A 26,987-nucleotide genomic window follows, 5' to 3' on the forward strand; every position below is an offset into this window, starting at 1 on the left:
CTAATGAAAGCCTCACTTTATTTTATTATATTTTATCAAGAGTCACAGTATTATATTCAATGTGATTACACATAAAAAGAGCTATCCCTTTAGGAATAGCTCTTTCATCTATTACATAAATCTTTCAAATTGTACTCGTTTATTAATCCAGTACATTACAGGCATACCAATTGCCATGACAACAAATTCACCGATGGCACACGTTAACCAAGTCAACATAAATGGTAAATCAAATGCAAGATGAAGCTCAATTGCAATCATAAACATTGTAATTGTAAAAATAACTGTATTAAAGATCATACGAGCCCAAACACCTTTAATAAATCGCATAGAAATAATCGTTGCAACTAATGCAAGAATAGATTGCCCTACTCCAAATACTAAATCGTAAGCGATCATTGGTGAGAAAAAGAGATTTGTTAAAAATACACCTAATACAATTCCGTAAATTGCTTTCTTATTAAATACAACAAGATGATTAAACATCTCTGAAATACGAAACTGTACATTCGTAAAGCCAAATGGCTGAATAAGCATAGAAACAGCAATATATAATGCCGCTAAAATACCATTACCGACTAATGTTCTAATATTCATGACAAAATCTCCTTAGTTTTTTTACGTGGGATGGTTTCGAACCACGTTATTCGTTTTTTAAGCAACAAGATTATATTCTACGCAATACACTCCCTTTCGTCAATAGATTCCTATCATTAACTACCTTTTTTCTTTTAGACAACGTATAATAAAACATATGAAAGTTTTAGGAGGTTTCACTTCATGACAGCAACAATTCAAAATGAAAAAGTGATCGTTTCCATTTCTGACAAAGGTGCAGAATTACAAAGCGTTCGCTTAAAAGAAGATAACACTGAATATTTATGGCAAGGCGATTCTACTTATTGGGGGCGCCGCGCACCAATTTTATTCCCAATTGTCGGCCGATTAGTAGATAATACATACTACGTAGATGGTGAACCATATTCTTTAACACAACACGGCTTTGCTCGTGATCTTACATTCTCTGTAAAAGAACAAAGTGAAACGAAAATCACTTATATTGTAACTAGTAATGAAGAAACATTAAAAAAATACCCATACGAATTCGAATTACTCGTTTCTTATGAGCTGGACGGACAAATCGTTCATGTAACATATGAAGTAAATAACCCTACTTCAAAAGAGATGTTCTTCTCAATCGGAGCACATCCTGGTTTCAACTTCCCCTTATTAGAGGGCGAATCATTTACAGATTATCATTTATCATTTAATGGTTCTGAACGCTTAGAAACAAGCGTACTAGAAGGACCTTACCTTTCAAGTAAAAAGCAATTAATCACTGAAAATACGAATGAATTACCACTTACATACGATTTATTCAAAAATGATGCGCTTATTTTTGAAAATATGAATACGGATGAAATCTCTATTCGTTCTCATAAACATAATAAATTTGTAAAAGTAGAATTTGACGGGTTCCCATTTGTCGGCGTATGGACACCAGGGGAAAACGCACCTTTCTTATGTATTGAACCTTGGTACGGGATTGCTGATGAAGTAAATCCAGCAAAAGATTTCAAGGAAAAAAAAGGAATCCAATCTTTACAAGCGAATGAAACATTTACATGTCGTTATAGTATTACAATCGGCTAAGTTACTCTATCCCCTACTTAAAAGGAAACATATAAGTAGGGGATCATCTTATCATTTGGAGGTTTCTCATTTTGATTGAAGTATATATTGATGGTGCATCAAAAGGAAATCCTGGTCCTTCTGGTGCAGGCGTATTTATTAAAGGGGTGCAACCAGCTGTACAATTATCATTGCCCCTTGGGACAATGTCCAATCATGAAGCAGAATACCACGCTTTACTTGCGGCATTAAAATATTGCACGGAGCATAATTATAACATTGTCTCTTTTCGTACAGATTCGCAACTTGTCGAGCGAGCTGTTGAAAAAGAATACGCAAAAAATAAAATGTTTGCACCACTATTAGAGGAGGCACTGCAGTACATAAAAAGTTTCGATCTCTTTTTTATTAAGTGGATTCCAAGTAGTCAAAATAAAGTAGCTGATGAATTAGCTAGAAAAGCTATCTTACAAAATTAACGGGGGTATGAGTGTGAAAAAAGATTGGATTGCTCCTCTTGCTTTATTATTTGTCTCTTTTATTTGGGGAGCTACATTTGTCGTCGTTCAAAATGCTATGTCTTTCGTTGGTCCATTTACCTTTAATGGTATTCGCTTTTTATTCGCTGGAATTATTTTATTATTCGTTCAAATGATTTTCGCAAAAAAAACTACAAAACAAGATATAAAACAGAGTAGCCTCGCTGGATTAATCGTTGGATTCTTTTTATGTGTTGGCTATGTATTACAAACATTTGGCTTACTTTATACAACCTCTTCAAAAGCAGGTTTCTTAACAGGGCTTAGTATCGTTATGGTGCCTATTTTGTCTTTTATCTTTTTAAAACAAAAAGCTACCATTTTTATCGTACTTGGTATTGCTGTAGCAACAGCAGGTTTATACTTATTAACGGCTGGTGATTCTTTTCAATTAAACATTGGAGATATACTCGTTCTCGGTTGTGCAGTTGCTTTTGCTGCTCATATTCTCGTTAACGGCTTCTTTTCTAAGAAAATATCACCTTTATTGTTAAGCACGTCGCAAGTATTAGCTGTCGGCATGTTTTCTTCTATTTGCGCCTTTTTGTTTGAAGATTGGGAAAAATTATTTTCAGTAGCACTATGGACGAACTCTTCCTTTTTATTTGCTCTATTTTTAACTTCCCTATTTGCGACATCCATTGCTTTTTTCATTCAAACATCAGCACAAAAACATACGTCTCCAACGAGAGTAGCAATCATTTTTGCAATGGAGCCCGTTTTTGCTGCCTTAACAGGCGTACTCGTGGCAAACGAACAACTTTCTATTTCTGCTATTATCGGATGCTTATGTATTTTTCTAGGCATGATTTTTGTTGAATTACCTTCCAAAACAAAAAAAGAAGCGCAGGCTGCGTGAAGTTACGCTTGTAACTTCCGCATAAAAGCCTTAGCGCTTTTTTTATCTGTAATTTCTTCTTCTTTCAATCGTTCTAATAACGCAACAAAATAACTCCCATCAAACTGTAATTGATGTTTAATTGTCGCTTCTATTGCCACGTTCACAATCCCATCAGATGCGCCAGTATATCCTTGTCCGAACATAATAAACCCTTGCGCTTCCTCTGATAGTTTAAATCCTTTCGTATGTAAGAATGAAAGATAATCTTCTACTGTTTGCATGTTATTCCCACCTACTCAAAAATTCTCCACTTCTTATCATACATGTTTTTACACGCTATGAGAATGAAATTTCTTTGACAACTTTGTAAATCTATCGTCTACTTCGTAGACAATAGAGGATTCCTCTACAATCTGAATGAATATATATAGTGGCACTTATTTCATATTAAAGGAGAGACACGATGAAACAAGCACTATTAATTATCGATGCGCAGCAAGAATTAATGGATGGAAATGAACAAGAAAATGAAGTTTTTCGTAAAACCGAGTTATTATCTACACTAAATACAGCCGTACAGAAAGCGATAGATTCAAATGCCCTTATTGTTTTCGTAAGAGATATCGATGTTGCTTCTGGCAGCGGAGAAGGATTTGAAGTACATAATGAAATTAAAGTACCTCAGTCTGCAATCCTTATTAATAAAGCAGCAACAAACGCATTCTATGGCACTTCTTTACTCGAACTTTTGAAAGAAGAAAAAATTAACCATATCGTTATCGGTGGATGTAAAACAGAACATTGCATCGACACCGCTGTTAGAACAGCTACTGTACAAGGATTTGACGTTACATTAATTAAAAACGGTCATTCCACAACTGATTCCGACGTATTATCTGCAGAGCAAATCATCGGTCATCATAATAAAACTCTACATGGACATTATAATGTTGATCATTTTTCAGTTGTTAGAGATGTCGAGGAAGACCTTTTTGAACCTATTCATGATCAATATCGTGATTAAGTTGGCTATAAAAAAGAATCCTTTTCACGAAAGGATTCTTTTTTCACCCAAAAACTTGTGCTGCAATGCTATACAGTTCATTACTCCTTCTTAATAATTTATCGCTATTTTTCATCATAATTGGTGGTGTATTAACCTTTTGAAAACCAGTAATCTCTAATTCTTTCATGAAACCATTCTTTCCTTCTGGTACATCCATTCTTAATTTACCATTATGCTCTCTTGCTAAATGATGAACAATTCGCATTGCCATTTCATCATTTTTAGCAACGACTGGACCTATTATTTTATTTTCTGATGTTTGTATACTTAAACCATAACCTAATACATTTTGTTCCTTGTCCTTTACAACGATGCACTGTTCACCTTGCATCATTCTTTTCGTTAAAAACTCTTCTCTATTTGTTCCAAACGCACACTCATCCAATTTTATTATTTCTTCTAAATCACACTCTTCATAATTCATCATATAATCTTCATTTCCTACACAGTAATCATTCACATTGTACGAGTTACATATGTATTTAGAAACATAGCTTACTGCCCTAAATCCTAGTTTTTCATATAACGGCTTTCCTTCATCCGTAGCAATAAGCATAATGGGAGTTTGAACCGATACGCTCTTAATGCATGAATTCGTTATTGTCTTTCCAATCCCTCTCCCCTTATAATCCGGATGTACAATGACCATTCCTATAGACGCTAATTTCTCCCCATATAATATTATTGCCGCGCTAGCAATCAGTTTCTCCCTCTCATTCCACACACCATATACGATACCTGAATCAAAAATAGTCTCAATTTCTTCTCTGTTATAATCCCACCCAATATAAGAAGATAATTCTACAATATCGCCTATTTGTTCTTCCTTAAGACGTTCCACCCTGATTTCCAATTCAAGCATATTCCATCCCCTTATCTAGACATTTAAATCATTATTACCAAATCAACTTGTACATGTTTCACTTTATCTGTCACACACATATCCTATTTTGACCAAGACTATATTGTAAATGAGGTGACAACATGCCGATTACGAATCGATTTTCTACCACCACTAACGGCGCACTTGCTATTACAGGAAATACTTTAGGCTTAAGTAAAATTAGTAATCTAAACCGTGCTGGTACAATCGGGGCAATTGGTGCATTCGCAACTACGAATACCGCTTTACAAGTAACTACTTTTCCTGCGGGTACAACATTAAACTATACACAAAATAGTTCTACCGCTATTTTAAATATCCCTGCTGGTAGTACTATTCTTTATGCAGAACTTGTTTGGGGTGGAAACTACTTATCTCGTGATCAAAATATTACGAGTGTATTAGGAAACCCTGTTTCTTTTACAACACCTGTGTCAACATACTCAATTACCCCTTCAACCGTTACAGCTTCTAATCAAACCTTCGTTTCTGGATCTGTCACATTTGGATTCTATACGCGTTCCGCAGATGTAACATCCCTCGTTCAAGCTGGAGGATCTGGCTCTTATACAACCGGCTCTGTCCCTGGACTTGTTGATCCTTTAGATGCTTCTAACGGAGCTATCAATTCTTCTGGATGGACGCTCATTGTCGCTTATCAAAACGGTTCCTTACCCGCAAGAAATTTAACAATTTACGTAGCTGGTAACCGTGTATCTGTAGAAACTGGTAGTGCAGATGTATCTGTCTCAGGGTTTTTAACACCTGCTGGAGGACCTGTAAGCGGGAGATTATTTATAAGTTCTACTGAAGGGGATGCTGATTTAACTGGGGATCAAGCATTATTTGGACCCAATTTCAGTTCATTAAATGCATTATCCGGGCCAAATAATGCTGTAAATAATTTCTTCGGTTCTCAAGTAAATAACGCTGCCGGAAATTTAGATACAACAGGGACATTTGGAACACGAAATCAAAGCGCTTCTACAAGTACAAATATCTCCGCTGGAAGGCAAGGCTGGGACATTACTTCTATTGATATTTCTCCTTATTTAACAAATTCCCAAGTCTCCGCCGCAATCCGTTTAACAACTAACGGAGATGCATATATGTTAAATACAGTCGGATTACAAATTAATATAAACTCGCCTAACATACAAGCAACGAAAAGCGTGAATAAAAGCGTAGCTGCAATTGGAGATGTTCTCACTTATACCGTTACTATCCCTAATACCGGGCTTCTTCCCGCCAATAACGTTATTTTTATAGACAGTCTTCCTAACGGTACCTCCTTTATACCTGGCACTGTAACGATAGATAACGTACCTCAAACAAATGCAAATCCCGCTGCTGGTATATCTCTTGGAACAATTAATAATAGCGCTTCTCGTACAGTAACTTTCCAAGCAACTGTCGTTTCTCTTCCAAGCCAAAACCCTATCTCTAACACTGCTAATATTACATTTCAATATACACCAATTGCCGGTGGAACGACTTTTAATGGTCTTGCAACAAGCAACTCTGCAGGAACACAAATTAACCTCGCAGATATTAATGGTACAAAATCAGTTAACAAAATCTTTACCGATATTGGCGAAACGTTAACTTATAGTATCGCCTTAGCTAATATAGGGAATATCGCCGCAACGAACGTTTTATATACAGATCCGATTCCTAGCGGGACTACTTTCATTCCAGGAAGTGTAACTGTTAACGGAGTTACTCAAGCTGGTGCAAATCCCGCTACTGGTATATCAATTGGATCTATTGCTGCTAATTCTACGACTACTGTTTCATTTCAAGTATTCGTTCCTTCTATCCCGCAAACAAATCCAATATTAAATAGTGGTACAACAACTTATCAATACATTCCTGTGCCAAATCAGCCGGCAGTAAGTGGGACTGATACGACCAACATCGTATCTACTCAAGTGAATAACGCTACTGTAACTATGGCAAAAGCAGTAGATAAAAATTTTGCAGATATTGGTGATACATTAACGTACACCGTTTCCTTTACAGGTACAGGTAATACGAATGCGAACAACGTTATTTTTACAGATGTCATTCCTACCGGAACAACTTACGTCCTTAACAGTTTAACAATAGATGGCACGACACAAGTGGGTGCAAATCCCGCTACTGGTGTGAATATAGGATCTATTCCAACTGGCACAACAAAAAATGTTTCATTTCAAGTAGTAGTAAACACAATACCCGCGTCAAATGTCGTATCTAATGGTTCAAGTGCTTCTTATCAATATACCGTCAATCCTAGCCAATCACCCACTACAAAAAACATTTCTTCTAATCTCGTTTCCACTCAAATTAACAATGCGAATTTAACATTAACAAAATCAACAAATAAACAATTTGCTACAATTGGCGAAACAATCAGTTATACAATTCTTATTACAAACAGTGGAAATACAGCTGCAACTAACGTACAACTAACAGACCCACTTCCAAATGGAACGATATTGACTCCTAGTACTGTAACACTAAACGGAGTTTTGCAAAATGTAGATTCTCTCGTCGCTTTACCGATTGGTACAATTCCTGGCGGAGCTACATTTACCCTCTCTTTCCAAGTAACAGTTATCAATCTTACTGCACAAAACCCTATCATTAATAATGCTTTCGCCTCTTATCTTTATACTGTAAATCCAAGTCTGCCACCCACTTCAAAAACAGCAAATTCTAATTCTGTTACATCAACAATTAGACTAGCAAATCTTCACGCTACTAAGTCTGTAGATAAAACATTTGCGGAAGTTGGAGATGTATTAACTTATACCTTTGCTCTTACAAACGATGGAAATGTTACGGCGAACAATGTAGTACTATCCGATTCAATTGCGAATGGTACTGCCTTTGTACCGAACAGTGTCATAGTTAATGGCATTACTCAGCCAGGCATTACACCAACTAGCATTACTATTGGTAGTATTAATGGCGGTACTACAATCACAGCTTCATTCCAAGTATTAATAACTAGCATACCAAATCCAAATCCTATTTCAAATAGCGCTTCTATTGCCTATAACTTTATCGTGGATCCAAATGCATCACCTGTAAGTAAGAACACAACTTCAACCACTACATTTACTCAAGTGAATGACGCAAATGTCATTTCAGACAAAGCAGTGGATCGAGCGTTTGCTACCGTAGGAGATATATTAACTTATACCGTTACTTTGACGAATGCAGGAAGTGTTTCCGCTGATAGTCCTACTTTCGTTGATACGAATCCTGACGGTACTACCTTTAACCCAAACACTTTCCTTATTAATGGTGTACTCCAAAATAACGCCGATCCAAATGTCGGTGTTCCGTTACCTTCCATTCCTGCTAACGGCTCACTTACCGTCTCTTATCAAGTAACTGTCACCTCTTTACCCACACAAAACCCAACAATAAATTCATCTAGTACACAGTATAGCTTTATTTTAAATCCAGGCGACCCACCAACTATAGAAACATCTTTAAGTAACACTGTAAGTACACAAATCAACTTAGCAAATGTAGTTATTGTCAAACAGGTAGATTTAACTATTGCAGATGTTGGGCAACCGATCACATACACAATTGCCCTAGCTAACCCTGGAAATACTCCAGCAAATAATGTAGTCGTTACCGATATACTCCCCCCTGGCACAGCTCTCGTACCAAATAGTACTTTTATAGGCGGCGCTTTACAGCTAGGTGCGGATCCAAGTGTCGGTCTTCAAATTGGTACGATTCCAGCAGGCGGCATTACAACAATTGTTTTCCAAATTAGTGCAAATAGTTTACCTTCACCAAATCCAGTTCAAAACAGTGCTGCACTTCTATATAGTTTTATCGCAGATCCAAATTTACCTGCTGTTGTTAGAAATGCAACTAGCAATATCGTAGCTACACAAATTAATAACGCTAATATTGTTGCTACGAAACTAACGAGCACAAATTTCGCTGATGTTGGCGATGTCATAACTTATGCAACAGTTTTAAGTAATAATGGCAATATCCCCGCCTCTAGTGTAACGTTTACAGATATCATTCCAGCTGGTACTATCTTCCTTCCTAACACTGTAACGATTAACGGTGTCCCTATAGCAAATGCAAATCCTGCTAACGGCATTCTTATTGGTACGATAGGAGCAAATTCATCACGTACTGTTGTATTCCAAGTTTTTGTACCAACTATTCCTGCTTTAAATCCAATTACAAATCAATCAGGCACTACTTTCCAATACACGTACGACCCATCCAAACCAACTGTCATGCAGATGGTGGCATCTAACACTGTACAGACAACTATTAATAATGCCTCTATTACCGCTACAAAATCTGCTGATAAACAGTTTGCGAACGTAAATGATATTATTACGTATACGACTACTTTAACGAATAACGGAAACACACTTGCATCAAATATAGTATTTACCGATGCGATCCCAAGCGGGACATCTTTTATTCCAAATAGTGTAACAGTAAATGGGAATACACTCCTTAATGTAAATCCAGCAAGTGGCATAGCAATCGATCCAATAAACCCGAATGCAAATACAACCATCTCATTCCAAGTGCAAGTAAATTCCATCCCGAATACAAATCCAATACCGAACCAAAGTAACACAACATACCAATATGTCGTAAACCCGAACTTACCTCCAGCATCCGCTAATGCGCTAAGTAATGTAATAACAACTCAAATTAACAACGCTACGATTATCGCTACGAAATCAGTGAACACACTGAACGCTGCAATTGGAGATATCGTTACTTATACGATTGCAGTTACGAACACAGGAAATATCCCTGCTAGTGCAACTGTTTTAACGGATGGACTTGGTGCAGGCGCATCCTTTGTCCAAAATTCCGTAACTATCAATAATGTTCCTCAGCCAGGATTAGACCCATCACTTGGTATTCACTTAGCAGATATTCCGCCCGGAGATACTGTATTCATTACTTTTCAAGCACAAATTTTAGCGATACCACCTAGTGGCACATTAACAAATAATGCTCTTGTAAATTATGAATATACCGTGAATCCAAACCAATCGCCTGCTGTTGGTAATACAATCACAAATACGACGGTTACTCCAATTATTGATGCTACTCTATCTATAAATAAAACTGTCAATTCTACATTCGCTACTATTGGAGATACACTTACTTTCACTTCTACCATTATTAATTCCGGTAACACTACTGCAAACAATGTTATTTTTACAGATTTAATTCCAAATGGTACGACGTTTATTCCAAATAGTTTTACAGTAAATGGAACAACCATCCCTAATGCAAATCCACAAAACGGTATCAATATCGGTAACATAAATTCAAATGCATCAGTTATACTCAGCTTTCAAGTAAACATTACAACAATTCCTAATCCTAATCCAATTCCTAACAAATCATCTCTTCAATATAGCTTTATTGTTGATATAAATGAACCGCCTGTTTCACGCACCGTTAAATCCAATAAGACTTTTACACAAGTAAATACTGCCTCCGTTATCGCAACAAAAACTGCGAGCAGTGCATTTGCCGCTGTTGGAGATACAATTACGTATACAACTACGCTCACTAATAACGGAAATACTACCGCTAACACACCTGTTTTTATCGATATATTACCACCTGAACTTTCATTCGTGCCCGATAGTGTACAAATTAATACGATCCCACAACTTGGATTTAGACCAGATAGCGGAATTTCTTTAGACGCAATTCCAGTTGCTGGAACAACAACAATTAGTTTTCAAGCGATCGTCGGCTCAATACCAGCTACAAATCCAACTTTAAATCAATCTAGCACAACATATTCTATCATCGTGGATCCTACCCAGCCGCCGGTAACAGAAACAGCTACAAGTAATCCAACTTTAGTGCAAATTAACGAAGCAATTATCCAAGCAACAAAAAGCGTGGATCGTCTATTTTCTGATATAGCACCTGGAAATTCATTTTTAACGTATACAGTTTTATTAGATAATATAGGAAACTCAACTGCTACTAATATCATTTTTACAGATTCAATTCCAAATAATACAATATTTATAGCAGATAGCGTTCGAGTAGGTGGGGTTTTATTACCTGGAGTAAATCCAGCGAATGGGATACCCATTGGGGATATTATTGCAGGAGATTTTATAAACGTTACCTTCCGCGTACAAGTAGTTAGTATCCCAAATCCTATTTTTACAATCGGACCTGGAGGACCAAATTCACCAGTTGTAAACGGTGCTTCCATTGATTATCAATTTATGACAGGACCTAATTTACCACTTGTTTCACGAAATACGACATCTAATTCTGTTTCGACACAAATAAATGCTGGGGAAATTGCACTCGTTAAATCTGTAGATAAAACTTTTGCAACGATTGGCGATACCATTTCTTATACGATTACATTAAGTAACCCCGGAAATGTCACTTCACAAAATATAATTTTCACAGATATTTTGCCTGATGGAACGACATTTATATCTGGTACTCTTGTAAATGATTCTGGTGCGCAGCAAATTGGAAATCCCGGGAACGGGATTCAGATTGGAAATATAAACCCTGGTAGTACGGTTGCTATTACGATAAATGTACTTGTAACAAACATTCCAAGCATAAATCCAGTTTCGAATTTTAGTTCTGTACAGTTTGCACATGTGGTCGATCCTAGCCAACCTGCTGTATCACAAACGAATATATCTAATACAGTTTCAACAAAAATTAAGAGTGCTATATTAACAACTACAAAAAGTGCCGATAAATCCATTATTTCTGTCGGAGATACAATTACGTATACAACTACGATTACAAATACCGGTAATACACCAGCAACGAATATAACATTCACAAGTGCTATTCCAGCTAACACTACATTTATACCAAATTCGGTCACAATCAATGGTCTTCAGCAAATTGGTGCACAGCCTGCACTTGGAGTAACTATACCAAATATCGCTCCTGGTGAAACAGTAACTGTTACTTTCCAAGTAAATGTTATTTCAGTGCCACCTTCAAGTTCGATTATGGGTAATGATACGATTTTATACTCTTATACTGTTGATCCAAGCTCAGCTCCTGCTACTACTTCTACTTCAACGAATATCGTTACAAACCCTGTACTAGATGCTATGATAACGATGATAAAATCGGTCGATCAAACACTTGTAACACTGGGTGATACCATTACCTATACAACAATTTTAACGAATAACGGCAATACAAATGCAACGAATATTACGTTCACTGACCTTATTCCAGACGGCACAACGTTCGTTTCCGATAGTGTCACAATAAATGGCATCACACAACTTGGCCTTACTCCTAATACAGGTATAACGATTGGATCAATTGCTCCTAACAGCTCAATATCTATAGCATTTCAAGTTACCGCTACTTCTACACCAGCCCAAAATCCTATTGCCAATTCCGCTACTGCTTCTTACACATTTATCGCCGATCCAAATGCACCAATTGTTTCAAGAACTGCTACTTCAAATACAGTGTTTACTACTATTAATACCGCTACCATTCTTTCATCAAAACAAGTTGATAAGCCATTTGGCCATATCGGAGACATACTCACTTATACTGTTACTTTAACAAACAACGGAAACTCATCCGCACAAAATGTTATATTCACAGATACTGCGCCGAGCGGAACTACATTTATTGCAAACTCATTTTCTATTAATGGCATTCCTCAAAGCGGTGCGGACCCATCGAACGGTGTAAATATCGGCCCTATAACAGCTGGGAATACAGTAAATGTTTCGTTCCAAGTAACTGTTACCTCTTTACCAACACAAAACCCCGCTGTAAATTTCTCATCAACATCGTATCAATTAGTCTCGCCGCCTGATGCAGAAACTTCAATTAGTAATCCTGTTTCAACGCAAATGAAAGAAGCTATATTATCCATGACGAAAAATGAAAATGTATCCTTTGCAGATATCGGGCAAACTGTTTTTTACACTACTTCTATTTCAAATATAGGAAATACGGATGCAATTAATATTGTATTCACAGATGTATTATCAAGTGGACTCACATTTGTTCCTAACACATTAACTGTCGATGGCATTTTACAACCTAATGCGGATCCAAATACAGGTGTATTACTTGCAGCACTTCCACCAAATGAAATATATAGTATCGTCTTTCAAGTTACAGTGAACAGCATCCCACCTAGTAATCCAGCACCAAATATAGCATCCACGACTTATGCGTTTACTGTGGACCCAGGGAATCCGCCAGTATCGAGTGCAGCTACTTCCAACACGACACTTCTTCAAATAAACAACGCAAATATTATTAGTACAAAAACAGCAGATCTTACTTTTGCTGATGTTGGTAATACAATAACATTTACACTTAACCTTCCTAATACCGGGAATACGACCGCTACAGATGTAACCATTATTGATATTCTTAATAGCAATCTCACTTTCGTTCCGAATAGTTTCACAGTTAATGGGCAAACCATCCCAAATGCCGATTTATCTACCGGTGTAAATATCGGTTCCATTCCTGGTGGTAATACGGCCATCGTTACTTTCCAAGCAACAGTTGCTACACTTCCAACACTTGACCCCATTTCTAACGCTGCTTCTACCACATATCATTATGGCGTTGATCCTAGCCAGCCACCTATTACAACCTCCAATCAATCTAATACAACGACAACACAAATTAATAGCGCTATCCTTACCGCACAAAAAAATTCAAATGTGGCAACAGTGGATATCGGGCAAGATATTGTCTACACCGTTACAATAACAAATAGCGGAAATGTTAGTGCGACGAATGTTATTTTTACCGACCTGATTCCAGATGGAACTTCCTTTGAACCGAATAGCTTTACAATTAACGGAACTAGCATCCCAAATGCAAATATCATTACAGGCGTTCCAATTGGCGATATCGCGCCAAACCAATCTGTCATCGTAGCATTTCATATTAATGCCGATGAAATTCCGCCTATAAATCCAATTACCAATCAAGCTAGCGTTAGTTTCCAACATATTGTCAATCCAGCTAATCCTCCTATTTCAAAAAACATTACTTCTACTACCATTTCCACAAAAATCGAAAGCGCAATTTTAAACACGATTAAAATAGGTGATAAAGCTTTTGCAACAATCGGTGATACGATTACGTATACAACTACGATTACAAATACGGGAAATATTTCCGCTAACAATGTTATCTTCTCAGACCCTTTACCGACATGGACACAATTTGTTGCAGGATCAGTTATTGTTGATGGTACTCCATTACCTTCCGCTTCTATTATTAATGGCGTTGGTATAAATACAATCACTCCAAATCAAATGGTAACAATCATATTCCAAGTTCAAATCGTAAGCAATCCAACAACATTCACAACAGAACTCCAAAACTTAGGATTTGTAAACTTCCAATATAACGTAGGAAATGCATTACAAGCTCAGCCTGGCAATGTGGAAACGAACGTCTTCGTTACTTCTATTAATTCAGCAACGCTTTCAGCTGTAAAAACTGCTAATACAGCCTTTGCGAATATCGGAGACACGATCACTTATACAGTTTTACTTCAAAATAGCGGCAATACAAACGCTACGAATGTAAATTTCTCAGATTCGATTCCAGTAGGAACGACTTTTGTTGAAAATAGTTTCACTGTAAATGGAAGTACCATCCCAGGTGCCAATCCAAATAACGGAGTGAATATCGGAACTGTGAATACTGGTAGTTCCTCAACCGTTACGTTCCAAGTCATCGTTACATCTACTCCACCTTCGAACCCAATTACAAACGTTGCATCTATTCAATACGAATTTATAGTTGATCCGACTTCTCCTCCTGTTACAGGTACAATAACTTCTAATAGTGCTTCCACACAAATTAATAACGCGACTGTTACAACTGTTTTAGAAGCAAATCGATCAATTGTATCTATCGGAGATATCATTACGTATACAGCAACATTAACGAATACTGGAAACTTCCCTGCTAATTCTGTATTACTCATTAATGGAGTCCCTGAAGGGGCATTATTTGTTCCAAATAGTGTTACGCTTAACGGGATTTCACTTCCAACTGCAAGTCCAACTCTCGGTATTCCAGTTGGTATTATCGCACCAGGTGATTCTGCTACGATTACATTCCAATTCTTTGCAAGTTCTATTCCGCCGCAAGGAGCGATTATAAATCAAGCACTTACAAGTTACACGTATATTGTTGACCCAAGTCAACCTCCAGTTACAGCAACTTCTTCATCTAATACTGTTAGTACAACTGTCGTTGATGCATCGCTATCTGTAATTAAAAATACAGATTCCCTCGTACAGTCTACTAACGGTACTATCACTTACACTGTAGTCGTTCAAAATAACGGGAATACAACTGCAAATACAGTTACTTTAACAGATTTAGTCCCAGAAGGAACTGCATTTATTCCGAATAGTGTAACCATTAATGGCGTTTCAGCTCCAGGTGCCAATCCAAGCGTAGGGATCTCATTAAATTCCATTGCACCTTCAGAAATCGTCACTGCCACATTCCAAGTGATCGTTCAATCCATTCCAAGTGTGAATCCAATTTCTAATATAGCCCGTATTGACTATACTTTTATCGCCGATCCAACTGCTCCTATCATCTCTCGAACCATTACTTCTAATCCAGCTTTCACACAAATTTCGGATGCAACTATTATTTCTTTAAAAGCAGTAAACACACAGCAAGCAACAACTGGCGATATTTTGACTTACACGATAACACTAGAAAATAGCGGAAATATCCCGACCACGAACCTCTCATTTTTAGATTCCACTTTAGCTGGTACTACATTCGTAGAAAATAGTTTTACACTTAATGGAACAACGATACTTGGTGCAAATCCCAATGCAGGTGTTATTTTGCCTGATCTTGCAGCAAACGCTACTCACCTTATTTCGTTCCAAATTCTTATTAATAATTCATTCTCGCAAGATTCTATTACAAACCAGTCTACTACGACATATGCAATTCAACCAAATCCTGGGCAACCACCAATTACCGAAACCTCTACAAGTAATATAGTCATTACAAATTTCGTGCAAGCACAATTGACAATCACAAAAACATCTAATCCGATAACTGTAGATATTGGCGGAACTATACTTTATATTTCTGAAGTGAAAAATACCGGAAATGTTGACGCAATAAATATTACTTTTACAGATTCTATTCCAGCTGGGACTACATTCGTTCCAGACAGTGTCACAATTAACGGTGTACTTCAGCCTGGTACAAATCCAGAAAACGGAATATCAATTGGAACGATTCCACCAAACAGTTCCAAAACAATACTATTTCAAGTACAAACAAATAATCCACCAACTGAAACCGAAATTGTAAATCAATCATCTGCAAATTACCAATATGTAAGTATTCCTACAGCTCCACCAGTGAATCGCTCTGCAAATTCTAATATCGTTACAACATCACTTCAAAATGCAAATATTATTTCTGTTAAACAGGCGAATGTTACTTTCGTATCCATCGGGCAAAATATCACTTACACAAATACACTACAAAATATAGGAACTATTCCAGCTAACAATACTGTGTTCATTGACAATATTCCAGAGGGTACTATATTCATTGAAGATAGCTTATCAATAAACAATGTAATTCAGCCTGGTGCGAACCCTGAAAACGGAGTAACTCTCGGCACGATACAACCAGATGAAACAGTCACTATTTCATTTCAAGTACAACTTACAAGTATCCCTTCCGGCAACACAGTCATTAACATTTCAGACACTTCGTATGAATACCAAATTGACCCTAGTTCTCCTATTATTCAGCGTAGATCGTTATCAAATGCAGTAAATACTGAAGTGCGGACAGCAAATGTTAGTGCAATTAAATCCGCCAATAGATCCATTACACGCATCGGTCAAATCATCACGTATACAGTCGCCGTTACAAACGCTGGTACAGTACCTATTACAAATACTCTCCTAATTGACGCAATTGCCGCTGGCACCACATTCGTTCCAAATAGCATCCTTGTAGATGGCATACCAAGACCTAATGAAAATCCAAGTACCGGTATCAATCTTGATATCATTCTTCCAAACAATACGATTATTGTTACGTTCCAAGTAAATGTAACTTCTATACCATCACAAAATAATATTAATAATATCGCTGTCATTCACTATGAATATCAACCGGAACAAAGCGCACCACCAATTTCAGAAACGACCTCTTCCAATACTACAAATATACAATTTATTGATGTTATTCTTATCGCTACAAAATCCGCTAATAAAGTATTAGCAAATATTGATGAAACCGTTGAATATACAGTATTCATTCAAAATAACGGATCCACTGCAACTAACTCCATCTTTTTTACAGATACTATAGAAGATGGAACAGTATTTATTCCAGGAAGTGTCACGGTTAACAATACTGTACTTCCTGCAGCAGATCCAAATATCGGATTTTCCATTCCTAATATTGCGTCAGGTCAAGCGACTACAATAATGTTTCAAGTTTCCGTTACGAATTTACCAGCTGTAAATCCAACGCCTAATACTGCAAACATCGTCTACGACTTTATTTTCAATCCTGACTTTGCACCAATTCAAAAATCCACTACTTCCAATACTACTTTCGTTCAAATTAACGACGCTGATATCGTTTCACTGAAAACTGTTGATTTAACTTCTGTAACGATTGGTGACATTTTAACTTATACAACAACTTTAACGAATATAGGAAACACAGATGCTATTGCTGTTGTATTTACAGACAATATACCTGATGGAACAACCTTTATAGACGGTAGCGTTTTAGTAAACAATATTCCTCAACTTAACGCGAACCCAAGTGCCGGTATACTTGTAGGAACGATTGCTCCTAACGCTTCTATCCCAGTCACGTTTTCTGTTACTGTGGTATCTCTTCCAGCTAGCAGTCGTATCCAAAACCAATCAACTTCTCGTTATACAATTAGTGGCGAAGAACAAATATCGACTAGTAATATTACCTTCACTGAAGTTATTTCAGCTCATGTAATTGCAACAAAAACAACGCCTATCCAATATGCCGATCTACAAACGATTATCCCTTACACAATTTCCATCACAAACAATGGGAATATACAAGTAGAAAACATTATTGTTACAGATATCATCCCATCAAATACGAGCTTTATAGAGAATAGTGTTATTGTAAATGGAACTGCTCGCCCAAATGACAATCCACTTAACGGGATACAAATTGATAACATTCCGCCTAATACGACAGCAACTATTCTATTCCAAGTACGAGTTACTTCGATTCCGCAAACAAATCCAATCTCTAACACGAGTACAATTGAATACCAATACACGATACCAAACCAGCCGCCTATTACCGAAACTATTCTTTCATCAGCTGCCGTAACAGCAATTCATCATGCAAATTTAAATAGTAATAAAGCTGTTGACCTTGCATTTGCAACAGTCGGTGACACGTTAACGTATACGATTACACTCAATCAAACTGGTAATGTTGCAGCAAATGATATAATCATTCAAGATATGATTCCTCAAGGTACTACGTTTGTAGAGAATAGCGTTGTTGTAAACGGAGAAACTCTTCCGGGAGTTAATCCAGTAAGTGGTATACCAATTGGTTCTATAACTGTTGGCGGAAATGCTATCGCTTCATTCCAAGTAACCGTGACTTCTATCCCAACTCCAAATGAACTGACCAACCAAGCCATTACTACCTTTAACTATATAGTCAACCCTAATAACGTACCTGTCACAAATACAACTACAACAAATACCGTCACAACAACTGTCCAAAATGATAATGTCGTTGCCATAAAGTCTGTTAATGCTACGAATGCATTACCTAGTCAAACTATAACGTATACAATTACAATTACGAATAATGGTAATGTGACTATTGAAGATATCCTTGCCATAGACACCGCACCAGTAGATACTACCTTCGTTACGGGCAGCGTTACGATTAACGGAATCAATCAGCCTAATGCGAATCCTGAAAATGGTATTACATTAGGAAACCTTGCTCCTAATGCATCTACTATCATTACTTTCCAAGTAACAATATCTCCTACAACTCTTCAACCAGCAATTAATAACGATGCTTCTGTTTCCTATACCGTTACCATTGACCCGAATGAACCACCTATTACAATTACAAAGCAAACCAATGTCGTTACAACAACAGTAGTTGATCCTATGGTTCGTATTAACAAAACAACTGACACATCTATTGCCGTTATAGGTGATATGATTACATTCACATTAGAAGTATTTAATCGTTCCCCAATTCCTACAATCAGTACTTCCGTTTTAGATACTATTCCAGCTGGTACAACATTTATAGAAAACAGCGTAAAAATTAACGGTACTCCAGTTCCAAATGTCCGTCCAGACACTGGTATGAATATCGGTGCTTTACCAGCTGATTCAGTAGCAACGATAACATTTAACGTTCTCGTCTCTTCTATCCCTTCAAACAGCACAATTATCAATTCCGCTACTGTCACAGCCGCCTTCCAATTGACACCAGAGGCTCCAATTATTACTTTCATTGTTAATTCAAATATCATTCGTATACCAGTTCAAGTTATAACTGCAACAGTAGTGAAAGATGCTTCCGTCAGCTCCGCTTATTTAAACCAATATTTTGATTATACGGTGCGTATTACGAATACTTCTGACATTTCACTTTCAAATGTTTCATTACAAGATACCATTCCAGCAGGTTTACAATTTATGAACGGCACTGTCTTTATTAACGGCGAACGCTCTCCACTAGCGAATCCAAATATCGGTTTCCTAGTCGCTGCTAATTTGGAACCAGACGAAACAATTATCGTATTATTCACAGTTCAAGTGAAAAGCCCACCTGTTACTAATGAATTTAAAAACACGGCGAATATTTCATTACAACTTCAAGTTTCACCTACCGACCCACCAATTACAGTAACCGTTACAAGCAATGAAAATATCGTCACCTTTATTTCAGAAAATCCAGATGAAACACTTCCAAATTTAAATTGCTTCTTTGACGGGGAACGTTTTATACGCATTACTCCTCGAAATATACGAAATTACTTTTGGGCTTGGATTTGGTGGAAGTAATAAACAAGAAAAAGCTTGTAGTTTAGATACTATCCAAACTACAAGCTTTTTTCATATACAAAATTATCATACTCAATTACTAGCAACTCTGTATGCCACATGTCGTTTCTCAATTCTTTCTTCAATTTCTTTCATATTTTCTTTATTATTTAATAGTGATTGTTTATTTTCAATTAATAATTGTTTAAAAGATTTTCTCACTTTTTTTCTCATTTTCATTTTCCTCCTTGGGGGATGGTTTATATAAAGTGAAACTTTAATCAGTCGGGATTTTCTTCATCCCCCACTGATTATTAGTTGAACCAATCGGACTTTTATGGGCAGTTGATCCCCACCTAACTTCTTTGCTGTCGCTGAATTTTGAGGTGGGGGTCTTACTGCCCATTAAAGTGGGATAAAAGATAAAGTATTATCTGGTTGCCCTTATAATAATTGATTGTTGTGAATTCTATTTGAACTTCATATGAAAATTCCGTTTATTTTCTGACAACTTTGTGAACACGCAAAAAAAAGAAAGACCGATTCATTTTACTTATAATCGGTCTTTCTAGTATTTATAGCATATTGATTAATATTTCAGGTCTTCCCCAATTCATTTCTTCACAAACGAATCTAAGTTTTTCTTCATCCATTGTGTGTAATCCTTCTTCTAATGAACATGAAATTGGAACTTCACAATGAATTTGCGCTAATTGTAATGAAATATTTAAGTTCTCTAAATCACTTTCAATCTTTGTACGCTGCGCTTTTGTTAATGTTGTTACATTTTCTAGTACAGTTGCTACTGTTCCGTGCTCTTGAATCAGTTTATACGCTGTCTTTTCGCCGATACCTTTTACACCTGGGTAATTATCACTCGTATCTCCCATGAACGCTTTCGCATGCACGATTTGCCACGGTTCTACGCCTTTTTCTTCCATAATCTTCTCTGGTGTGTAGTATTCGTAATTTCCAATTCCTTTTCGTAAGAGCATAACTGTAACGTTCTGATCAACAAGCTGAAGTAAATCCGTATCACCTGTTAATATATAAACTTCCGCTTCATTACAGTATTGTTTTGCAAGCGTACCGATACAATCATCCGCTTCATACCCTTTCATACCGATAACTGGAATAGACAATTTCGCAGTCATTTCTTGAACTAAGTCAAATTGTGGAATTAATTCTTCAGGCGGCGCTGCACGATTCGCTTTATAATTTGAGAACGATTCTGTTCTAAATGTCGTACTACCCATATCCCAGCATGTTACGATATGTGTCGGTTCAATTGCTTGCATAGCTGTTAATAAATGTTTCATATAACCATGAATCCCGTTTGTAGGGGTACCATCTTGTCGTTTCATAAATTGTCCGTAGACACTTGTTGCGTAAAAAGCACGAAATAGTAGTGCCATACCATCAACTAATAATACTTTTTTCATAATCCCTCTCCTACTACAAAAAATAATAACCCCACGTCATCACGTAAGGTTATATAAATAGATTACCATTCTACGTTTTTTCAACTTTGTCTATTATACATTGTTTTTGTATATTTAGCATCATTTACACATTAAGACATTCTACTACAACAAGTATGAAGAATTCCTGAATACGTATTTTTCCCAGTCGAAACAACTACAGCCTTTGCATTTCCGCCAACAATATACGTCCCTTTGAAACATACATTTTCAAGTTCAAGTGGATTATAGTCTTTCATTCGTTTTAAAGGAATAAATCTTTTGCGCTCAAGGTGATAGCAGCTTTCAAATTTCTCAATATTTGTATCTTTTCCTGTTAGCACAGATTCATTTACTAATAAATCATTCGCGTAAATGATACGTACATCTGCTGGTACTATATCACCTTCTGAAAGAAAAATCATATCACCAGGAACAAGCTCTTGTACTGGCAAATTCATCATTTTTAATTCACCGTTTAACCCTGTTACACTAGAACATTCTACTCGAGACACAGTAATTTTCTCACATTGTGATCCATCACGCACATGTTGTTTTGAAAAACCTGGAATCATTCCACTTAGCTTCATCATTACTTCCGCAATACGCGCTCTTTTTGAAGTTAATTCATTTCGGCCGTATACTTGAATACGTTTTTGTGCCTCTTTCATAGATAATCCATCTCTTGTTGTTTTAAAATATGCAAATACAGATTTTACATCTCTCGTTGCGATTTCAATTAATAAATCTTTATTTTTTTGAAGCATTGTTTGTTCTTTCATTGATTTTTTACGTAATTTATATGACGTGTTACCCACAGTTTTGTTTGCATATAACATATTATCGTCTCCTCCTGTACAACATAGGAAGAAACGCTTTGTTTCTCAATTTATCCACTTTACCGTAACAGTGTCTAGCGCTTAAACATGCATATAAACGCTACATTATGATAAATATAGAGGGAGGAACAAGTCGTTTCCTGCCTACATCATATATTTTTGATTTGAAGTATATGGGTAACGGAACCGAGTCAGAATTTGACATGCTCCTCACCTCCTCGTTTAATTTTATAGTTTATACTATGAAATTACTCATAGCTTTGTAACAAAAAGACCCTTACTCCGAAAAGAGTAAAGGTCATGACATACACAAATAAACGATTCCTAATACAATTAGAAATCTACGGACCTCTCCCTCGCCGAGTTTTAGCACTGTATAGCATAGGTACATTACCAGCTACGTTAAGAAAAACCTTAATTCGATCATTCCTGTTGACCCATTGGCGTCTCTCGACATTTTTGGGCAGTAGCATTTCTCTATACAGGAGCCTCACCTAACAGAGACTTATTTTTTATTACATAGAAAATGTTACTCTTATTTAAAATAGATGTCAACAGTAGCCTACAATTTTTTCAAAAGGTATGGCAAACTAACATATATAAAAATTAAAAACTTTACGTTTGAACGTAAAGTTTTTAATAAGTTATACAACCTGCAATTACAATCCCAATGGAAAGCGATAAAAACATAAGAAACAGACCGACTGCTTGATTATCTTCTTCAAGACTTTTGTTTATATTAAAGCTTGGTGTAAGCCATTCAGCTAAATAATAAACAATAATTTGAGCCAAAATACCAACTGCTCCCCACGAAACCATATCAAGAAGTGAAATGGAATTAGCTGCTGTCGAATATAAAACAATAGCTAACCCAAGTAATCGCCCTCCAAGTACATAGCTTACCGCCTTATTTCCTTGAGCCATTAACTTAAATTCTTTTACTTTCGTTGTCACTTCCATAAGGAAAAGACCAATACATAAAAGTCCAAGTGTTACTGCTAAATATAATAAAAAATTAATCATATACTTTCCTCCTTTTTATCCCTACCGGTAAATAGTACGATTCATTCCCCGTAATTTTTTCCCCAGCACGAATGCCGATACTACTCGCTTTTCCAGCAATTAAAAACGAACCAAACACATACGACAGTTGCTCCATCCCTTTCTCTGTTTCCAAGGATACGACTGGAAGTTCTGTATACTTTTGAAATATTGGCAGTGACGCTTTATACGTTTGGTGTACATTTTGCATCATAATATTTTCGTCCTTATCGCGAACGGTAATTGTGTCCCCTTCTCTACCAAATGAAGGTTTTTGAACAAAAGAACTTTTTCCTAAAAATAAATCTGGTTCTAAATATGTAGGTAACATATATTCTTTAATCCACTGTTGTTCCTCATTTGTATAAAAAGCATCTTCTTCTGCTAGCCCCCAAATTAGACACTGAATTGATTTTGGCTGAAGTAAAAATGCCGATATTGGATTAACAATAAAAAGCTTCCCTTCTTTTACAAGTTGCAACAGTTCCACACCTACCAAATCTCCTGTTTCAGGATCTTGGTCCTCAATTAAATCTTCTATCGGATATGTTTGGCGATATAAAACATCAATCTGTACTCCATCGCTATCCACTAAAGCATCTTTTGTAATTCTAAGTTCTGACATTGGCACTACTTTATTTTCAACATGGCATAACTGACTCAAATACATAATCGTATTCCAATCCTCAATATGTTCATGATGTGCTGTAAAAACAACATTTGGGTTATCTATTCCCTTTATTGCTTCCATAACAGCTTTTGTAACACCAGAAGATAGTAACCGTTCTTGCCCCATGTTCGGATCATCATAGCCTATTTTTTCACAAACTTTTCCATTCATTTGAAAGCATTCCATAATAAAAGTTGGTGTATCACTATTAAACTCAAGCATTTTAATTCGGTTATCACCTGATAAAACGAAATCAAAACGCGAAATAACAGATTCAGGATATAATCCTTTCATTCTAATGAAGGATAAGCTCGCTGGAGGAAATCCAAGTTCAAGAAGCTGTTCGTCACTTAAATTACGCAAAAGTCTAGCAGTCTTAAAAAATATTTTCCCCATTCGTTCAGTCGCTACTTGTAATTGTTTCATAGTCTCATTTGTTATAGAGAAAACATGAAACAAACTATACTCACATTCATATAAATCCGACCAGAAATTCGGATATTTCGAATAAAACTCTTTTCGTTCTCTTATGTATTGCGACATATGTTAGCCCCCAAATCCACCCTTTGAACCACTTCCAATTCCACCTTTAAATTCCGCAGACGATTGATACGACTTAAACGCCGATGAATTTTTAAAAGCGGATTTATTTTGATAGTATCTTCCACCATAGAAGTAATGCCCACGATAACCTGAACTACTATCATCACACTGCCATACCCCAAGTTCATCATCCCAATCCCAATCTGAACAACTAGTATCATTCGGTTTTGAGGGAAGATCTTGTGCGCAGCCAAATAAGGTGCCAGTCATTAAAGACGTTACGACACCACCTACTAGCCATTTCGTTTTTGTCACCTTCGCACTCCCCTTTTTAAATTCTATTTCTATTATATAGGATGGCATGATAAAGTAGAAGAAAAAGGAAGAAGAGGGATAAAATGCACTTAGAATATCGACTTAATGATGAAACGAAAGGGTATCCAGCTTTATGGAACTACGCAAATATTTCTAATTCTGAAATCATCGCACGCATGACTTGTGAATATTTTATAAAAGATAAAAATACATATGTTGTTACTGCAACTTCAGTAGATCCAGACGGAACAGCAGTTATATATATTCAGCAAGAAACCTTTTCTAACGATCCTTCAGATCCTACTTACTTCCACATCGGTTTTGAAATTAGAGAGCTAAAGGATACGAATTCAAACTTGATTGAAAGTAAAGATGTATGGAACTATGAAGAAATTTTGCCATCTCTTCATTCAGATATTATATATATTAAGCGTGACTGCACGCATATGGAGTTCACTTTAGATTCAAGAGAGATTGATGAAGACAGAAAGTGCTATATTTATTATGGAAATTTCACAGGTGAATCGAGATAAAGTGAAACTTTAATCAGCCCTCACCAATCGGACTTTAATGGGCAGCCCGACCCCCACCTAACTTCTTTGCTTTCGCTGTATTTTGAGGTGGGGGTCTTACTGCCCATTAAAGCGGGATAACATGAATATATGTATGCAACAAAAAAACCTTACGTATAAAACGTAAGGTTTTTATTTAGCCCCACATATGCCGTTCTCTCTAGATGTCCATAAACCTGCTCTCACAGGTGGATGCTCTCACAAATGTTTGTAACTTCCTTCTTAAAAAGATGGCATGTTAGCTACATTTAAATATTGAACTTCCATATTAAACTTATTGGTTTAAGACATACATAAGCTACGTACACCGTAGGAATTTTATATAATGTTAGTTGAAATAAGACCCCCGCACGTGCCGCTCCTCGTAAATGTCCAAAAACCCGCTACTCGCAGGTGGATGCCCTCACAGTTACCGTACATCTTCCTCCACTAGGAAGGCTTGATGATGGTCGCTAAATATTGAGCTTCCGTATAACTAACATCGGTTTTAGACATAAATAAGTTACGTACACCGCAGGATGTATTATTTACTTGTCGTTATATTATCACATTGTTTCCAATGTGTAAAATACAAAGTTTTTCGAGCAATTTCTTGCTTGTGACCTTATTTTAATACAAATTATTTTTGCATGCAAGTGATTAATCTTCTTCTTTTGCAATTTGATTTTCTGGGTAAGAAATCCAATCACTCCAGCTACCTGCATACAATTTAACATTTTGGAATCCAGCTAATTTCAATGCAAGAATATTTGGACATGCTGTAACGCCAGAACCACAATATACAATTGTTTCCTTATCTTTCGAAAGATTTTGGAATCGTTCTTGTTGCTCAGCTTCATTCTTAAATTGTCCTGATTGGACAATTCCATCCTTCCAAAAATAGTTTACTGCTGTTGGAATATGTCCCGCTTTTGGATCCACAAGTTCCTCTACACCAGCATACCGTTTTGGCTCTCTAGAATCAATTAACGTAACATTTGCACCTGCATGAATATTCTCTCTCACCGTTTCCATCGTTACAAGCATATGATCTTGTACATTTGCTTTGAATGCTTTCCGTTTAGCAACAGGAATTTCCGTTGTTACCGGTAGTCCATTCTCTTTCCAAGCTGGAAATCCGCCATCTAATATATATACTTTCTCATGTCCTACATAGTTTAATAACCACCAGAGACGAGAAGCATTTGCACCTGCTTGACTGTCATATGCAATTACTGTCGTATGTTCATCAATACCAGCTTGCGAAAGCTTGTCTGCAAACTCCTCAATATTCGGCAATGGATGGCGACCACCATGTTCTGTTACAGGACTTGATAAATCTAAATTTAAATCAAAATATAAGGCATGGAGAATATGTTCTTCCTCATACTTTTCTCTACCCCAATTAGGATTCGCTAAATCAAAACGACAATCGATTATACGGACATTCTCATCTTCTATATGCTCACGTAACCATTCGACTGTAACTATCAT

16 protein-coding genes, 2 other RNA genes and 2 riboswitches are annotated in these 26,987 nt (G+C 36.6%); of the genes, 6 read left to right on the top strand and 12 right to left on the bottom strand.

Annotated elements, in window-relative coordinates; translation table 11 throughout:
* Window positions 1–111: 111 nt before the first annotated feature.
* The gene (locus tag MR115_RS11265; RefSeq protein WP_001026467.1) at window positions 112–597 is read right to left on the bottom strand and encodes a QueT transporter family protein; all 486 of its coding nucleotides are present in this window, start codon (window positions 595–597) and stop codon (window positions 112–114) included.
* A gap of 6 nt (window positions 598–603) precedes the next feature.
* A riboswitch (PreQ1 riboswitch) is annotated at window positions 604–648 on the bottom strand.
* A gap of 132 nt (window positions 649–780) precedes the next feature.
* Here MR115_RS11265 and MR115_RS11270 point away from each other — a divergent pair.
* From MR115_RS11270 to MR115_RS11280, 3 genes are all read left to right on the top strand, one after another.
* Window positions 781–1,653, top strand: coding sequence for an aldose 1-epimerase family protein (locus tag MR115_RS11270; protein ID WP_242241277.1), 873 nt, complete (start codon window positions 781–783; stop codon window positions 1,651–1,653).
* Between the two features lie 71 nt (window positions 1,654–1,724).
* A complete protein-coding gene (locus tag MR115_RS11275) occupies window positions 1,725–2,111 on the top strand; it encodes a reverse transcriptase-like protein (RefSeq protein WP_000573873.1) in 387 nt (128 codons plus the stop codon).
* Between the two features lie 13 nt (window positions 2,112–2,124).
* The gene (locus MR115_RS11280) at window positions 2,125–3,030 is read left to right on the top strand and encodes a DMT family transporter (protein WP_141434896.1); all 906 of its coding nucleotides are present in this window, start codon (window positions 2,125–2,127) and stop codon (window positions 3,028–3,030) included.
* A 2-nt stretch (window positions 3,031–3,032) separates the two neighbouring features.
* Here MR115_RS11280 and MR115_RS11285 read toward each other — a convergent pair whose 3' ends face one another.
* The gene (locus tag MR115_RS11285; RefSeq protein ID WP_001195213.1) at window positions 3,033–3,293 is read right to left on the bottom strand and encodes a DUF6123 family protein; all 261 of its coding nucleotides are present in this window, start codon (window positions 3,291–3,293) and stop codon (window positions 3,033–3,035) included.
* Between the two features lie 182 nt (window positions 3,294–3,475).
* Between MR115_RS11285 and MR115_RS11290 the strand changes: the two genes are divergently transcribed.
* A complete protein-coding gene (locus tag MR115_RS11290) occupies window positions 3,476–4,036 on the top strand; it encodes a cysteine hydrolase family protein (RefSeq protein WP_242241279.1) in 561 nt (186 codons plus the stop codon).
* A 43-nt stretch (window positions 4,037–4,079) separates the two neighbouring features.
* Here the strand turns inward: MR115_RS11290 and MR115_RS11295 are convergent, their stop codons facing one another.
* Window positions 4,080–4,940: a GNAT family N-acetyltransferase gene (locus MR115_RS11295; RefSeq protein ID WP_242241281.1), complete on the bottom strand. Its 861-nt coding sequence runs from the start codon at window positions 4,938–4,940 to the stop codon at window positions 4,080–4,082.
* A 122-nt stretch (window positions 4,941–5,062) separates the two neighbouring features.
* Between MR115_RS11295 and MR115_RS11300 the strand changes: the two genes are divergently transcribed.
* A complete protein-coding gene (locus MR115_RS11300; RefSeq protein ID WP_242241283.1) occupies window positions 5,063–20,095 on the top strand; it encodes a DUF11 domain-containing protein in 15,033 nt (5,010 codons plus the stop codon).
* A gap of 72 nt (window positions 20,096–20,167) precedes the next feature.
* Here the strand turns inward: MR115_RS11300 and MR115_RS11305 are convergent, their stop codons facing one another.
* From MR115_RS11305 to MR115_RS11330, 6 genes are all read right to left on the bottom strand, one after another.
* Complete coding sequence (locus MR115_RS11305; protein ID WP_001228045.1) at window positions 20,168–20,308, bottom strand: FbpB family small basic protein; 141 nt, start codon at window positions 20,306–20,308, stop codon at window positions 20,168–20,170.
* Window positions 20,309–20,649: 341 nt separating this feature from the next.
* The gene (locus MR115_RS11310; RefSeq protein WP_097817802.1) at window positions 20,650–21,516 is read right to left on the bottom strand and encodes a 5'-3' exonuclease; all 867 of its coding nucleotides are present in this window, start codon (window positions 21,514–21,516) and stop codon (window positions 20,650–20,652) included.
* Window positions 21,517–21,647: 131 nt separating this feature from the next.
* Window positions 21,648–22,373: a P-type ATPase actuator domain-containing protein gene (locus tag MR115_RS11315; protein ID WP_132131542.1), complete on the bottom strand. Its 726-nt coding sequence runs from the start codon at window positions 22,371–22,373 to the stop codon at window positions 21,648–21,650.
* A 343-nt stretch (window positions 22,374–22,716) separates the two neighbouring features.
* Window positions 22,717–22,882, bottom strand: a riboswitch (M-box (ykoK) riboswitch).
* Window positions 22,883–23,009: 127 nt separating this feature from the next.
* Window positions 23,010–23,396, bottom strand: a complete 387-nt coding sequence (locus MR115_RS11320) for a DUF350 domain-containing protein (protein ID WP_242241285.1) — start codon at window positions 23,394–23,396, stop codon at window positions 23,010–23,012.
* The gene (locus MR115_RS11325) at window positions 23,389–24,627 is read right to left on the bottom strand and encodes a glutathionylspermidine synthase family protein (protein WP_098585652.1); all 1,239 of its coding nucleotides are present in this window, start codon (window positions 24,625–24,627) and stop codon (window positions 23,389–23,391) included. Before MR115_RS11325 ends, MR115_RS11320 begins: the two co-directional genes overlap by 8 nt.
* Window positions 24,628–24,630: 3 nt before the next feature.
* On the bottom strand, window positions 24,631–24,942 hold the full coding sequence (locus MR115_RS11330; RefSeq protein ID WP_063263216.1) for a hypothetical protein: 312 nt from the start codon (window positions 24,940–24,942) through the stop codon (window positions 24,631–24,633).
* Between the two features lie 83 nt (window positions 24,943–25,025).
* On the opposite strand from MR115_RS11330, the gene MR115_RS11335 reads away from it, so the two are divergent.
* Window positions 25,026–25,475, top strand: a complete 450-nt coding sequence (locus MR115_RS11335) for a hypothetical protein (RefSeq protein ID WP_242241287.1) — start codon at window positions 25,026–25,028, stop codon at window positions 25,473–25,475.
* Window positions 25,476–25,649: 174 nt separating this feature from the next.
* On the opposite strand, the gene ssrS (MR115_RS11340) is transcribed toward MR115_RS11335, so the two are convergent.
* The 3 genes from ssrS (MR115_RS11340) to MR115_RS11350 all read right to left on the bottom strand — a co-directional run bounded on the left by ssrS (MR115_RS11340) (window position 25,650) and on the right by MR115_RS11350 (window position 26,987).
* Window positions 25,650–25,833: non-coding RNA, 6S RNA (gene ssrS / locus MR115_RS11340), on the bottom strand.
* Between the two features lie 21 nt (window positions 25,834–25,854).
* Window positions 25,855–26,037: non-coding RNA, 6S RNA (gene ssrS / locus MR115_RS11345), on the bottom strand.
* 116 nt (window positions 26,038–26,153) lie between these two features.
* The gene (locus MR115_RS11350) at window positions 26,154–26,987 is read right to left on the bottom strand and encodes a sulfurtransferase (RefSeq protein WP_097817806.1); all 834 of its coding nucleotides are present in this window, start codon (window positions 26,985–26,987) and stop codon (window positions 26,154–26,156) included.

This window comes from Bacillus cereus group sp. BfR-BA-01309, from assembly GCF_022664315.1.
GTDB classification, from domain to species: Bacteria; Bacillota; Bacilli; order Bacillales; family Bacillaceae_G; genus Bacillus_A; species Bacillus_A mobilis.